This window comes from Cereibacter sphaeroides 2.4.1, assembly GCF_000012905.2.
Classification (GTDB): Bacteria; Pseudomonadota; Alphaproteobacteria; order Rhodobacterales; family Rhodobacteraceae; genus Cereibacter_A; species Cereibacter_A sphaeroides.
This window is the reverse complement of record NC_007493.2, coordinates 2272102-2286200: the sequence shown is the minus strand read 5'-3', so window position 1 is coordinate 2286200 and position 14099 is coordinate 2272102. Positions and strand designations below refer to the sequence as shown.

At 68.8% G+C, this 14099-nt stretch carries 13 protein-coding genes; all 13 read left to right on the top strand.

What is annotated here, in order from left to right; all coding sequences use genetic code 11:
• Nucleotides 1–101: 101 nt before the first annotated feature.
• The 13 genes from RSP_RS11035 to nifN all read left to right on the top strand — a co-directional run bounded on the left by RSP_RS11035 (nt 102) and on the right by nifN (nt 14096).
• The gene (locus tag RSP_RS11035; protein WP_011338309.1) at nt 102–497 is read left to right on the top strand and encodes a rhodanese-like domain-containing protein; all 396 of its coding nucleotides are present in this window, start codon (nt 102–104) and stop codon (nt 495–497) included.
• A gap of 279 nt (nt 498–776) precedes the next feature.
• Nucleotides 777–2522: a nif-specific transcriptional activator NifA gene (gene nifA / locus RSP_RS11030; protein WP_011338308.1), complete on the top strand. Its 1746-nt coding sequence runs from the start codon at nt 777–779 to the stop codon at nt 2520–2522.
• A 246-nt stretch (nt 2523–2768) separates the two neighbouring features.
• Nucleotides 2769–4244, top strand: coding sequence for a nitrogenase cofactor biosynthesis protein NifB (gene nifB / locus RSP_RS11025; protein ID WP_011338307.1), 1476 nt, complete (start codon nt 2769–2771; stop codon nt 4242–4244).
• 12 nt (nt 4245–4256) lie between these two features.
• The gene (locus RSP_RS11020; RefSeq protein WP_002720710.1) at nt 4257–4451 is read left to right on the top strand and encodes a 4Fe-4S dicluster domain-containing protein; all 195 of its coding nucleotides are present in this window, start codon (nt 4257–4259) and stop codon (nt 4449–4451) included.
• Nucleotides 4451–5218 (top strand): 4Fe4S-binding leucine-rich repeat protein, encoded by a 768-nt coding sequence (locus RSP_RS11015; RefSeq protein WP_011338306.1) that lies wholly within the window; start codon nt 4451–4453, stop codon nt 5216–5218. Before RSP_RS11020 ends, RSP_RS11015 begins: the two co-directional genes overlap by 1 nt.
• Nucleotides 5205–5489 (top strand): nitrogen fixation protein NifZ, encoded by a 285-nt coding sequence (locus RSP_RS11010; RefSeq protein ID WP_002720708.1) that lies wholly within the window; start codon nt 5205–5207, stop codon nt 5487–5489. The genes RSP_RS11015 and RSP_RS11010 overlap by 14 nt, the downstream gene beginning before the upstream one ends.
• Entirely contained in the window at nt 5486–5701 is a 216-nt protein-coding gene (gene nifT, locus RSP_RS11005; RefSeq protein ID WP_011338305.1) for a putative nitrogen fixation protein NifT, read from the top strand. The genes RSP_RS11010 and nifT overlap by 4 nt, the downstream gene beginning before the upstream one ends.
• Before the next feature lie 4 nt (nt 5702–5705).
• A complete protein-coding gene (locus RSP_RS11000; RefSeq protein WP_011338304.1) occupies nt 5706–6536 on the top strand; it encodes an SIR2 family NAD-dependent protein deacylase in 831 nt (276 codons plus the stop codon).
• A 443-nt stretch (nt 6537–6979) separates the two neighbouring features.
• Nucleotides 6980–7855, top strand: a complete 876-nt coding sequence (gene nifH, locus RSP_RS10995; RefSeq protein WP_002720705.1) for a nitrogenase iron protein — start codon at nt 6980–6982, stop codon at nt 7853–7855.
• Nucleotides 7856–7916: 61 nt separating this feature from the next.
• Nucleotides 7917–9398 carry a nitrogenase molybdenum-iron protein alpha chain gene (gene nifD, locus RSP_RS10990; protein WP_002720704.1) on the top strand — a complete coding sequence of 494 codons (1482 nt, stop codon included), beginning with the start codon at nt 7917–7919 and terminating at the stop codon, nt 9396–9398.
• Nucleotides 9399–9498: 100 nt separating this feature from the next.
• The gene (gene nifK, locus RSP_RS10985; RefSeq protein ID WP_011338303.1) at nt 9499–11019 is read left to right on the top strand and encodes a nitrogenase molybdenum-iron protein subunit beta; all 1521 of its coding nucleotides are present in this window, start codon (nt 9499–9501) and stop codon (nt 11017–11019) included.
• Between the two features lie 246 nt (nt 11020–11265).
• On the top strand, nt 11266–12729 hold the full coding sequence (gene nifE / locus RSP_RS10980; protein WP_011338302.1) for a nitrogenase iron-molybdenum cofactor biosynthesis protein NifE: 1464 nt from the start codon (nt 11266–11268) through the stop codon (nt 12727–12729).
• Nucleotides 12729–14096, top strand: a complete 1368-nt coding sequence (gene nifN / locus RSP_RS10975) for a nitrogenase iron-molybdenum cofactor biosynthesis protein NifN (RefSeq protein WP_011338301.1) — start codon at nt 12729–12731, stop codon at nt 14094–14096. Before nifE ends, nifN begins: the two co-directional genes overlap by 1 nt.
• The last annotated feature ends 3 nt before the right edge of the window (nt 14097–14099 follow it).

Here is a 14099-nt window from a genome sequence, read left to right as displayed (position 1 = left end):
GGCGCGGGTGCGGCCGGTCGCGCGTGGACAGGCGGCGCGCGCCGGATCTAGGCTCTGTCCGTGGGCCGGATCGGCCGGCCCCCGGTGAGGAGAGGGAGGCAATGAGCACCACGCTGAAGGAGATGATGGCCGCTGCCAACGCGGCCGTAGAGAGGATCGACGCCGAGCGCGCCCGGAAGCTCATGGCGGAAAAAGGCGCGCTCCTGCTCGACATCCGCGACGCGCCCGAGATCGAGAAGACAGGGCGCGCAGAAGGCTCGCACAATATCCCGCGCGGGATGCTGGAGTTCCGCGCCGATCCGGACTCGCCCTATCATGACCCGGCCCTGCGCCGCGACCGACCCATCGTGCTGCACTGCGCCTCCGGCGGCAGGGCGGCGCTGGCGGGCAAGGTCCTGCAGGAGATGGGCTTCTCCGAGGTCTACAATCTCGGCGGTCTCAAGGACTGGGCCGAGGGCGGCGGCGCGGTGGAAGAGCCCATCGATCCGGGCATGTAGCGCGCCGCCAGTGGCGCGCAGACCGCCTCCGGCCCCGTCCGGGGGCGGATCTGCCTGCCGAAAGGCCCGTGCATTTCACGCTTCGCGATTCGCAGGGCGCCCCGTAATCGGGCACGTCATGTGAGCAATTATTCACCAGCCCTGCGAGCGGTGCGGCCAATTCGCCGGGTGATTGTGCTGGATCGCCCTTTGTGCGATCCGCCGCTTCAGCCGTATTGGACAGAGGCGCCGCAAGGCGCAAACATGGTTTGACAGTAAGAGTTAGACGGAGGTCTGGTGATGGACACGTCCGCGGCACGGTCCGGCGCAGTGGCCGAACGGGGTGAGGAATATCTGACCCTCGACGCGCTCTGCGAGATCGCCAAGCTTCTGACCGGCGCGAGCGATCCGATCGCCTGCATGCCTGCAGTGTTCGGGGTGCTGGGCGCCTTCATGGGTCTGCGGCACGGCGCGCTCGCCCTCCTGCAGGAGGGGGCGCAGGCCGAGACCCAGCGCAATGCCCGCCACGTCAATCCCTATGTGATCGCGGCCACCGCCTCGGGCGTGCCGCCCGCCGGGGCCGAGGCCCGCGCGATCCCCGCGCAGGTGGCGCGGCATGTCTTCCGCAACGGCGTGTCGCTCGTTTCCTGCGACATCCTCGAGGAGTTCGGCGCCGAGGCGCTGCCGCCGGGCCTCGGCGACAGCCGGCAGGCGCTGGTGGCGGTGCCGATCCGCGATCAGGCCAATTCGCCCTTCGTGCTGGGCGTGCTCTGCGCCTACCGCAGCCTCAAGGACAATGGCGCGCGCTACCTCGACACCGACCTGCGCGTCCTGAACATGGTGGCGGCGGTGCTCGAACAGTCGATCCGCTTCCGCCGTCTCGTCGCCCGCGACCGCGACCGGATCGTGCAGGAGGCGCGCGAGGCGATCCGGGTCGCGGCCGAGGCGACCGCGGGCCCGCCCGTCGAGGCGCCGGCCGAGGCGCTCGAGGGGGTGATCGGCTCCTCCCCCGCCATCCAGCGCGTGATCGGCCAGATCCGCAAGGTGGCGGGCACCCACACGCCCGTCCTGCTGCGCGGCGAGAGCGGCACCGGCAAGGAGGTCTTCGCTCGCGCGCTCCATGCGCTGTCCGAGCGGCGCGACAAGGCCTTCATCAAGGTCAACTGCGCGGCGCTGAGCCAGTCGCTGCTCGAATCCGAACTGTTCGGACATGAGAAGGGCTCCTTCACCGGCGCCGTCCAGCAGAAGAAGGGCCGGTTCGAGATGGCCGAGGGCGGCACGCTGTTTCTCGACGAGATCGGCGAAATCAGCCTCGAGTTTCAGGCCAAGCTCCTGCGCATCCTGCAGGAGGGCGAGTTCGAGCGGGTGGGGGGCACGCGCACGCTGCGCGTCGATGTCCGGCTGGTGACGGCCACGAACAAGGATCTCGAGCGGGCGGTGGCGAACGGCACCTTCCGCGCCGACCTCTATTTCCGCATCTGCGTGGTGCCCATCGTGCTGCCGCCGCTGCGCGACCGCAAGGAGGACATCGGCCTTCTGGCGCAGGGGCTGCTCGAGCGGTTCAACAAGCGCAACGGGATGAAGAAGAAGCTGCATCCCTCGGCTGTGGCCGCGCTTGCCCAGTGCAACTTCCCCGGCAACGTGCGCGAGCTCGAGAACTGCATCGCGCGTGTGGCGGCCCTCTCGCCCGAGACGGTGATCCACGCCGACGATCTGGCCTGCCACCACGACCATTGCCTGTCGGCCGATCTCTGGCGGCTCCAGACCGGATCGGCCTCGCCGGTGGGCGGGCTCGCGCAGGGGCCGCTGGAGCTGCCGGTTCTGGGCAGCCGCCCGCCCGCAGCCGCCCCCAGCGCGCCGCCACCCCCGCCGCCGACCGTCCCCTCCGCGCCGCTCGACGGCGAGGCGGCCGAGCGCGAGGCGCTGATCGAGGCGATGGAGCGAGCCGGCTGGGTGCAGGCCAAGGCCGCGCGCCTGCGCGGCATGACCCCGCGCCAGATCGGCTATGCGCTGAAGAAATACAACATCCGGGTCGAGAAGTTCTAGCCCGCCACCGCCGCAATGAGAGCGGTGCGCCGCGCGCCGGCGGATCGTCGGGAGGACCTGCAGGCCGCGCGCCTCGGCCCTGCGGCCGGGGTGCGACAAATATCCCGCCGCGCCGGCCGACCCTTGTCGCATTTGCGACCCTCGCGGCCGCGAGCGGCGGCAGGCGCCTTCCGGCACAGGCCTTCCGCCACCTGGCACGCCCCGTGCTTCTCCGAAATCCGACACAGCACAGTCGGAGACCGGAACATGGCCAACATCATCTCGCTGGGCGGACTACAGGTCGCGTCGCGCGACGAGCTCGGGCAGGCGATGGCGGGCGGCTGCACCGCTTCCTCCTGCGGGACGAAGGCGGGACCCGCCGACATGGACCCGGCGACCTGGGCCAAGGTTAAGGATCACCCCTGCTATTCCGAAGAGGCGCACCATTATTTCGCGCGGATGCATGTCTCGGTGGCGCCCGCCTGCAACATCCAGTGCAACTACTGCAACCGCAAGTATGACTGCGCCAACGAGAGCCGCCCCGGCGTCGTCTCCGAGCGGCTGACGCCCGAGCAGGCGGCGCGCAAGGTGCTGGCCGTGGCCGCCGAGGTGCCGCAGCTGTCGGTGCTGGGCATCGCGGGCCCGGGCGATGCGGCCTATGACTGGAAGAAGACGAAGGCCACCTTCGACAAGGTCCAGTCGCAGCTGCCCGACATCAAGCTCTGCCTCTCCTCCAACGGGCTCGCCATGCCCGATCATGTCGAGGAGATCGTGGCGATGAACATCGACCATGTGACGCTGACCATCAACACGCTCGATCCCGAGGTGGGAGCGAAGATCTATCCGTGGGTCTTCTTCCGCGGCAAGCGACACGAGGGGGTTGAGGGGGCGGCGATCCTCCTCGCGCGCCAGATGGAGGCGCTCGACATGCTGGTCGCCCGCGGGGTGCTGGTGAAGGTGAATTCGGTCCTGATCCCCGGCATCAACGATGCGGGCATGGTCGAGCTGAACCGGGAGGTGAAGGCCCGGGGCGCGTTCCTGCACAACATCATGCCGCTGATCTCGGATCCGGCGCATGGCACCCATTTCGGCCTCACCGGCCAGCGTGGCCCGACGGCGGCCGAGCTTCGGGCGGTGCAGGACCAGTGCGGCGACGGGGCGAACCTGATGAAGCACTGCCGCCAGTGCCGCGCCGATGCGGTGGGGATGCTGGGCGAGGACCGCGGGCAGGAGTTCACGCTCGACAAGCTGCCCGAGACGGTCGCGGAGGATGGCGAGGAGAAGCGCGCAGCCTATCGCGACTGGGTGGCGCGCGAGCGGGCCGACCGGCGCGCCGCGACCGAGGCCGCGCAGGCCGAGGCCGCCGCCCTCGCCGCGCCGCCGATGCGCGTGGCCGTCTGCACCAAGGGCGGCGGGCGCATCAACCAGCATTTCGGCCATGCCACCGAGTTCCAGATCTACGAGGTGGATGCGGGCGGTGTGCGCTTCCTCACTCACCGGCGGGCCGACAATTACTGCGTGGGCGGCCACGGCGAGAGCGACCGGCTGACCGAGATCGTCCGCACGCTCGACGGTGTGCCGGTCGTGCTCTGCGCCCGCATCGGCGAGGGGCCGCGGTCCCGGATGGCCGAAGCTGGCATCGAGGTGATCGACGCCTGCGCCATGGATTACATCGAGACCGCGCTCCTCGACCTCTATGCCGACCGCAACCGCAGCCCCGACGCGGGCGCGCTCAGCGCCTGAAGGAGGTCCGCCATGCCCTACCGGATCGTGACCGCCCTCTGCACCGCCTGCGGCGCCTGCGAGATCGAATGTCCGAGCTCGGCCATCGGCCCCGCCGGCGCGGCCTTCCGCATCGACCCCCTGCTCTGCACCGAATGCGCGGGCCGGTTCGAGACGCCGCAATGCGCCTCGGTCTGCCCGGTGCCCAAGACCTGCGTGCCGGCCTGATGCCCGAGGGCCCGGAGCCCCTCGACTGGCAGGGCGCCGCCGTCGATTGCGGCGGCTGCCGCCATGTCGGGCGGCTGGCCGAAGGGCTCTGCGGGCCGGGCTGGGCCTGCGCCAACGATCGCTACGCGCCGCGGATCGAGCGGTTCTTCCTGCTCGGTCCCGAGCTGGCGGATGCCTTCCTCACCCATCCCTATTTCGAGGTCCGGGCCCAGGCCGCGCGACGGGCGAACCTGTTCCGCCTGCCGCCGCTTCTCGAGGATCCGGACCCGGCAGTGCGGGCGGTGGCGATCCTGCGCCTGCCCGCCGCGCAGGCGCGCCGTCTCGTGGCCGATCCCGACCGCGCGGTGCGGATCGCGGTCGCCCACCGCCTGCCGCCGTCGGACCTGCATCTGCTGAGGCGCGATGCCGATCCCGCGGTGCGCCTCGTCGTGGCCCGCCGGGCCGAGGCGGGCGCGCTGCCCGTCCTCGCACAGGATCCCGATCCCGAAGTGCGCCGCGCGGTGGCAGCCCGCATCGACCCGGCCTGGCTCATCCATCTGCGCGGCGATCCCGAGCCGCTCGTGCGCCGCACCGCGGCCCTTCGGATCGCGCCCGAGCGGCTAGGCGCCTTCGCAGCCGATCCCGATCTGCGCGTCCGCCACGCCGTGGCCGAGCGCGCGCCCGCGCCGCTCGCCCGGAGCCTCGCGCGGGACGAGGACCCCCTGATCCGCGAGGCCGCCCGTCGGCGGCTCGCCCAGTTGCACGAGGACAGCGATGCCGGAGCCTGACGACACCGTGGAGATCTACGCCCCGCCCCTGTTCGAGCCGGGCGAGAAGGTACGTTCCCGCTTCACCGTCAAGAACGACGGAACGATGTGGGATGCCGAACTGGGCGAGGTCGTCGTCCACAAGGGCGATGTGGGCTATGTGCGAGACATCGGCACCTATCTGCAACGCTACTACATCTATGCGGTCGAATTCGTCGGACGCCAACGCATCGTGGGCATGCGCGGGCGCGAGCTGATCGGCCTCGACAATCCACAGGAGGGATCGCGATGAAGGTGATGATCAGCGAAGGCGCCAAGGGCTTCGTGGCCTATGTGGCCAAGAAGGACCTCGAGGAGCCGGTGGTGGCCATGGAAAAGCCCGGCATGTGGGGCGGCTGGGCCAGGCTCGGCAATGGCTGGATCTTCCAGATGCCCGCCTATGACGCGCCGCCCGCGCTGCCGATCACGGTCGAGGCGCGCCGCCTGACCGACCGGGAGGAATGAGCCCATGACGCGCGAGATGCTGCGCGTGGCGCTCGAAGCGGTGGGGCAGGGCCGGGTCGTGCCCTATCTGGGGCCGGGCGTGGCCGCGCTCGGCGGGGCGCTCGCCGCGCCCGCCGCGCTCTCGGCCCGGATCGAGGCCGAGGTGCGGGTGCCCCGGCGCGCGCAGGGCAATCTCTGGGCCGCGGCGCAGTTCGTCGAGACGCGCCGCTTCCGCGCCACGCTCGAGGCCATGGTGGTGAAGGCCTTCGCCGCGCCCACGGGGCCGAACCCGATCCACGACTGGCTCGCCGCGGTGCGCCCGCCGATGGTGGTCGATGCCTGGTACGATGCGGGCCTCGTGCGCCGCTTCCGGCAGGGGGCGCCCGACTGGGGCCTCGTGCAGGGCGTCAGCCGCAACGGCGAATGGGCCGAGATCTGGCACCGCGCCTACGACGCGGCCGACGCGCTCTGTTCCGCGGCCGATCCCGGCTGGCGGAGCCTCCTCTACAAGCCGCACGGGATGGCGGTGCCGGGCCATTCCTTCCTCGTCTCCGACAGCGACTATGTCGAGGTCCTGACCGAGATCGACATCCAGAGCCCGATCCCCGAGGAGGTGCAGAACCGCCGCACCGGCCGCGGTTTCCTCTTCCTCGGCTGCCGGTTCGACGACCAGCTCCTGCGCACCTACGCCCGCCAGATCGCGAAACGCTCGGCGAGGGGGCATGTGGCGGTGATCGAGGGCCCGCTCACCCGCATGGAACGGCTCTTCCTCGAGGAACTGGCCATCGAGCGCATCGATCTGCCGCTCGAGGCGGTGGTCGAGGAGCTGAAGGCCTCGGGCGCGCACGCCGCCTGACCCCCGGCGCGGGGCGCACAGCCCCCGCCCCCGATCTCCGCGGCCCGGGCGCCTCGCGCCGCGCGGCCCCCCCCGGCCCTCCGCCCCGCGCTCTGCCGCCCCGTCCACCGACGCGCCCGGGCCCGCCGCCGGGGCGCGTCTCTCCCTTTCGCTTTCACTCTGCCCAAATATCCCGCGGGGTCCGGGGGCGCGCAGCCCCCGGCTTCTCCCCGGCTGGCCCTCCCGCCCCCGGCCGTCCGCCCGAGGTGCGCCATTGTCGGGGAATTGTCGGTTTTCGCACAAGGCCCTCCCCGGCCCACCGCCCGCCCGGATATTCCCATAAAGCTTTGAAAAAGAATGTAAAAAATCAGACCGCGCCTCTTGGCACGGCGGCTGCTTTGAAGAGGCGAGACCGGCGCGCACCGCCGCCTTCACCAGAGACACCCTTCGCAAAGGACATGACCATGGGAAAACTCCGGCAGATCGCTTTCTACGGCAAGGGCGGGATCGGCAAGTCGACGACCTCGCAGAACACCCTCGCGGCACTGGTCGAGATGGGTCAGAAGATCCTCATCGTCGGCTGCGATCCCAAGGCCGACTCGACCCGCCTGATCCTGAACACCAAGCTGCAGGACACCGTGCTTCACCTCGCCGCCGAAGCGGGCTCCGTCGAGGATCTCGAACTCGAGGATGTGGTCAAGATCGGCTACAAGGGCATCAAATGCACCGAAGCCGGCGGGCCGGAGCCGGGCGTGGGCTGCGCGGGCCGCGGCGTCATCACCGCCATCAACTTCCTGGAAGAGAACGGCGCCTATGACGACGTCGACTACGTCTCCTACGACGTGCTGGGCGACGTGGTCTGCGGCGGCTTCGCCATGCCGATCCGCGAGAACAAGGCGCAGGAAATCTACATCGTCATGTCGGGCGAGATGATGGCGCTCTATGCGGCCAACAACATCGCCAAGGGCATCCTGAAATACGCGAACTCGGGCGGCGTGCGCCTCGGCGGCCTGATCTGCAACGAGCGCAAGACCGACCGCGAGCTGGAACTGGCCGAGGCCCTCGCCGCGCGTCTGGGCTGCAAGATGATCCACTTCGTTCCGCGCGACAATATCGTGCAGCACGCCGAGCTCCGCCGCGAGACGGTCATCCAGTATGCGCCCGAGAGCAAGCAGGCGCAGGAATATCGCGAACTGGCCCGCAAGATCCACGAGAACTCGGGCAAGGGCGTGATCCCGACCCCGATCACCATGGAAGAGCTGGAAGAGATGCTGATGGATTTCGGCATCATGCAGTCCGAGGAAGACCGGCTCGCCGCCATCGCCGCCGCCGAGGCCTGATCCGAGCGGGGGCCGGGCGCCGCCCGGTCCCTTTCCCTCCCTGCCGAATGGAGCCCGCCCCATGGCGAAAGATATCGCTGACTCTGCCGAGACCAACATGAAGCTGATCGAGGAGGTGCTGGCCGCCTACCCCGACAAGGCCAGGAAGAAGCGCGCCAAGCACCTGAATGTCGCAGCGCCCGTCGCCGAGGCCGAACCCGGCCTCCAGTCGAAATGCGACAATGTGAAATCGAACATCAAGTCGGTCCCCGGCGTGATGACCATCCGCGGCTGCGCCTATGCCGGCTCGAAGGGCGTGGTCTGGGGCCCGGTCAAGGACATGCTGCACATCAGCCACGGCCCGGTCGGCTGCGGCCACTACAGCTGGTCCCAGCGCCGCAACTACTACACCGGCACGACGGGCGTGGATTCGTTCGTGACCATGCAGGTCACCACCGACTTCCAGGAAAACGACATCGTCTTCGGCGGTGACAAGAAGCTGGAAAAGACCATCGACGAGCTGAACATGCTCTTCCCGCTGAACAAGGGGATCTCGATCCAGTCGGAATGCCCGATCGGCCTGATCGGCGACGACATCGAGGCGGTGTCGAAGAAGAAGGCCAAGGACATCGGCAAGCGCGTCGTTCCGGTGCGCTGCGAGGGCTTCCGCGGCGTGTCGCAGTCGCTCGGCCACCATATCGCGAACGACATGATCCGCGACTGGGTGCTGGAAGCGGGCGAGGGCGCGCGCGCGGGCTACGAGCCCGGCCCCTATGACGTGAACATCATCGGCGACTACAACATCGGCGGCGACGCCTGGTCGAGCCGGATCCTGCTGGAAGAGATCGGCCTCAACGTCATCGCGCAATGGTCGGGCGACGCCACCATCGCCGAGATGGAGCGCGCTCCGGCGGCGAAGCTGAACCTCATCCACTGCTACCGTTCGATGAGCTACATCTGCCGGCACATGGAAGAGAACCACGGCGTGCCGTGGATGGAGTACAACTTCTTCGGCCCCTCGCAGATCGCGGCCTCGCTGCGCGCCATCGCCGCGAAGTTCGACGACAGGATCCAGGCCAATGCCGAAGCGGTCATCGCGAAATACCAGCCGCTCGTCGATGCGGTGAACGCGAAATACAAGCCGCGCCTCGAAGGCAAGAAGGTGATGCTCTATGTGGGCGGCCTGCGTCCGCGCCACGTCGTCGACGCCTACCATGACCTGGGCATGGAGATCGTGGGCACCGGCTACGAATTCGCCCACAACGACGACTACAAGCGCACCGGCCATTACATCAAGGAAGGCACGCTGATCTTCGACGACGTCTCGGGCTACGAGCTGGAGAAATTCGTCGAGGCGATCCGTCCCGATCTCGTGGGCTCGGGCATCAAGGAGAAATACAACACGCAGAAGATGGGCATCCCGTTCCGTCAGATGCACTCCTGGGATTATTCCGGCCCCTACCACGGCTACGACGGCTACGCGATCTTCGCGCGCGACATGGATCTCGCGATCAACAACCCCGTCTGGGGCATGTTCGATGCGCCCTGGAAGAAGACGGCCTGAGGCCAGCCCCAAGGGGGGCCTGCTCCCGCCCCCCGACCCTCCCCTCCACCCATGCAAGGTGCGTCCCGGAATGAGGACGGCCAGCAGAAGGATCATGCTCATGCCGCAGTCGGCCGAAAAGGTTCTGGATCACAAGGATCTGTTCAAGGAACCCGAATATCAGGCGATGCTCGAGAAGAAGCGCGCCACCTACGAGAATGCGACGCCCGCCGAGACGGTGGCCGAAACCGCGGACTGGACGAAGTCCTGGGACTATCGCGAGAAGAACCTCGCCCGCTCCTGCGTGACCATCAACCCGGCCAAGGCCTGCCAGCCGCTCGGCGCGGTCTTCGCCGCCGCCGGCTATGACAGCACCATGAGCTTCGTGCACGGCTCGCAGGGCTGCGTGGCCTACTATCGCTCGCACCTCGCCCGCCACTTCAAGGAGCCGTCCTCGGCGGTGTCCTCCTCGATGACCGAGGATGCGGCGGTGTTCGGCGGCCTGAACAACATGGTGGAAGGCCTCGCCAACACCTATGCGCTCTATTCGCCGAAGATGATCGCCGTTTCCACCACCTGCATGGCGGAAGTCATCGGCGACGACCTCAACTCGTTCATCATCAAGTCGAAGGAGAAGGAAAGCGTCCCGGCCGATTTTCCGGTGCCCTTCGCCCATACGCCGGCCTTCGTGGGCAGCCACGTCGACGGCTACGACAACATGCAGAAGGGCATCCTGTCGAACTTCTGGAAGGACGCGCCGCGCACCGCGGGCGAAGGCCTGAACATCATCCCGGGCTTTGACGGCTACTGCGTGGGCAACGTCCGCGAGATGAAGCGCATGCTCGGCCTGATGGGCGTCGAGGCGACCGTTCTGGGCGATGCCTCGGACGTCTACGACACCCCCTCGGACGGCGAGTACCGCATGTATGCGGGCGGCACCACGCAGGAGGAGATCAAGGAGGCCCTGAACGCGAAGGCCACCCTCTCGCTGCAGGAATATTGCACCCGCAGGACGCTCGCCTTCTGCGAGGAAGTGGGCCAGGAGACCGCGTCGTTCCACTATCCGATGGGCGTCAAGGCCACCGACGAGTTCCTGATGAAGGTCTCGGACCTGACCGGCAAGGAGATCCCGGAAGCGCTCCGCCTCGAGCGCGGCCGCCTGATCGACGCCATGGCCGACAGCCAGGCCTACCTGCACGGCAAGACCTACGCCATCTTCGGCGACCCGGACTTCGTCTATGCCATGGCCCGCTTCGTCATGGAGATGGGCGGCGAGCCGAAGCACTGCCTCGCCACCAACGGCGGCAAGGACTGGGAAGTGCAGATGAAGGAGCTGCTGGCCTCCTCGCCCTTCGGCGAAGGCTGCCAGGTCTGGGCGGGCAAGGACCTCTGGCACCTGCGCTCGATCCTCGCCACGGAACCGGCGGACCTGCTGATCGGCAGCAGCTATGGCAAGTATCTCGAGCGCGACTGCAACGTGCCGCTGATCCGCCTGACCTTCCCGATCTTCGACCGCCACCACCACCACCGCTTCCCGACCTTCGGCTATCAGGGCGCGATCCAGGTGCTGGTGAAGATCCTCGACAAGATCTTCGACAAGCTCGACGACGAGTCCGACATCTCGTTCGACCTGACCCGCTGAGCCCGAGCGGCGCGCCCCCGGGCGCCCGCCAGCCAGGCGCAGAACGGCCGGTGCCCCGCACCGGCCGTTTCTGCATGGCGCGTCCCATGAGAGCCGCAGCGCCCTGTCGCAGATGCGACAATGCCCGCGAGGCCAGCGGCGGAAAGGAGACGCGGCCCGGCTTTCGCGCGTCCCGACAGGCAGTTACACAGGTCCGCCCGCTTGGCACGCCGGCTGCTTCTCTCCCGGCAACCGAAGGAGCGGCAGATGTCGGAAGCCTTGAAGCAGAAGATCCAGGACGCCTTTCACGAGCCGGGCTGCGCCACGAACACCGCCAAGTCCGAGGGCGAGCGCCGGAAGGGCTGCGCGAAACAGCTGACGCCCGGCGCGGCGGCCGGGGGCTGCGCCTTCGACGGGGCGATGATCGCGCTGCAGCCCATCACCGACGTGGCCCATCTCGTCCATGCCCCGCTCGCCTGCTGGGGCAACGGCTGGGACAACCGCGGCTCGGCCTCGTCGGGCTCCGACCTCTACCGTCGCGGCTTCACCACCGACCTCTCCGAGCTCGACATCGTGATGGGCCGCGGCGAGGCCAGGCTCTTCCGTGCCATCCGCGAAGTGATCGCGCAGGAGAACCCGGCCGCAGTCTTCGTCTATGCCACCTGCGTGACGGCGCTCATCGGCGACGACATCGGCGCCGTCTGCAAGGCCGCCGCCGAACGGTTCGGCCGCCCGGTGATCCCGATCAACGTGCCGGGCTATGTGGGCTCGAAGAACCTCGGCAACAAGCTGGGGGTGGACGCGCTGGTCGAACATGTCGTGGGGACGATGGAGCCCGCGACGGCGACCGATTGCGACATCAACATCCTCGGCGACTTCAACCTGTCGGGCGAACTCTGGCAGGTGAAGCCGCTGCTCGACCGCCTCGGCATCCGCATCCTCGGCTCGGTCTCGGGGGATGCGCGCTATGCGCAGGTGGCCATGATGCACCGGGCGCGGGTGACGATGCTCGTCTGCTCGCACGCCTTCCTGGGCATCGCCCGCAAGCTCGAGGACCGCTACGGCATCCCGTGGTTCGAGGGCAGCTTCTACGGCATCTCCGACACGTCCGACGCGCTGCGGACCCTGTGCCGGATGCTGGTCGAGCGCGGCGCGCCCGCGGACCTCGTGACCCGCTGCGAGGCGCTGATCGCCGAGGAGGAGGCCCGCACCTGGGCCGCGCTGGAACCGCTCCGCCCCGCCGTCGCCGGCCGGCGCGTGCTCCTTTACACCGGCGGGCACAAGACCTGGTCGGTGGTCTCGGCGCTGCAGGAACTCGGCATGGAGGTGGTCGGCACCTCGATGCGCAAGGCCACGCCCGGCGACCGCGCGCGCGTCACCGAGATCATGGGCACCGAGGCCCACATGTACGAGAACATGGCGCCGAAGGAGATGTATCGGATGCTGCGGGACGCGCGGGCCGATGTGCTTATGTCGGGGGGGCGGTCGCAGTTCGTGGCGCTGAAGGCCCGCGTGCCCTGGATCGACGTGAATCAGGAAAAGCACGAGCCCTACGCAGGCTACATGGGCATGGTCGATCTCGTGCGCGCCATCGACCGGTCGATCAACAACCCGATGTGGGCCGAGCTGCGCGACCCCGCGCCTTGGGACGTGCCGGCCGAAGAAGCCGCCGTGACGCCCTTCAGCCTCGCGGCCGTTCCCGGCTCGAAAGCCGATTTCGAGGATTGCTGATGGCCCGCCTCATCCACCCCGACCGCGCGCTCTCGACCAATCCGCTGAAGGTCTCGGCCCCGCTCGGCGCCGCCATGGCCTATCTCGGCATCGAGGGCGCGATCCCGCTCTTTCACGGCGCGCAGGGCTGCACCGCCTTCGCGATGGTCCATATGGTGCGCCACTTCAAGGAGGCGATCCCGCTTCAGACCACGGCGATGAACGAGGTCTCGGCGATCCTCGGCGGCGGCGAACAGATCGAAGAGGCGATCGAGAATCTGCGGAAGCGTGCCTCCCCGAAGTTCATCGGCATCGCCTCGACCGCGCTCGTCGAGACGCGCGGCGAGGATATCGCAGGCGAACTGCGCGAGATGCTGGCCCGGCGCCGCGACTTTGCGGATACGGCGGTGGTCTATGCGGCCACACCGGATTTCGCGGGCGGGCTCGAAGAGGGCTGGGCCCGCGCGGTCGAAGCCATCATCGAGGCGCTGGTGACCGAGGGGCCGCGGCGGCTCCGGCAGGTGAACCTCCTGCCCGGCGCCAACATGACCGCCGCCGACATCGAGGAGATCGCGGGCCTGATCCGTGCCTTCGGCCTCCATCCGCTGATCCTGCCCGATCTCTCGCTCTCGCTCGACGGCCATCTGGCCGAGGACTGGCGCGGCCATTCGCTGGGCGGCACGCGGCTGGCCGACATTGCGACGATGGGCGGCTCCATCGCGACGCTGGCGCTGGGCGAGGCGATGCGCCCGGCGGCCGAGAAGCTGGCCGCTCTGGGCGTGCCCGCGCATGTCTTTCCCTCGGTGACGGGGCTCAAGGCGGTGGATGCCTTCGTTGCGACCCTCATGCGGCTTTCTGGGGCGGAGGTGCCCGCAGGCGTCCGGCGCGACCGGGCGCGGCTGGCGGACGCGATGCTCGATGCGCATTTCCACATCGGCGGCCTGAAGGTTGCCATGGGTCTCGACCCGGACCTCGGCCTCGCGCTCGGGAGCACGCTGGCCGCCATGGGCGCCGAGCTGACGGTCGTCGCCAGCACGGCGAGCCCCGCCGTGGAACGCCTGCCGGTCGAGGAGGTGCTGATCGGCGATCTCGGCGATCTCGAGCGGCTGGCCGAAGCCTCCGGCGCGCAGCTTCTGCTGACCCACGCCCACGGCCGGATGATGGCCGAGCGGCTGCATCTGCCCCATGTCCGGGCGGGTTTTCCGATCTTCGACCGGCTGGGCACGATGGATGCGTGCCGCACCGGATACCGCGGCACGCGCGCCTTCCTTTTCGAGATCGCCAATGCCGTGCTTGCGCACCCGCACCGGCCGCGTCCGGAGGATTTCGGCGCCGCCCGTCTCTCCCCGGAGTTCGACCATGCCCCCCCGCCGCCTCAGACTCATTGACCC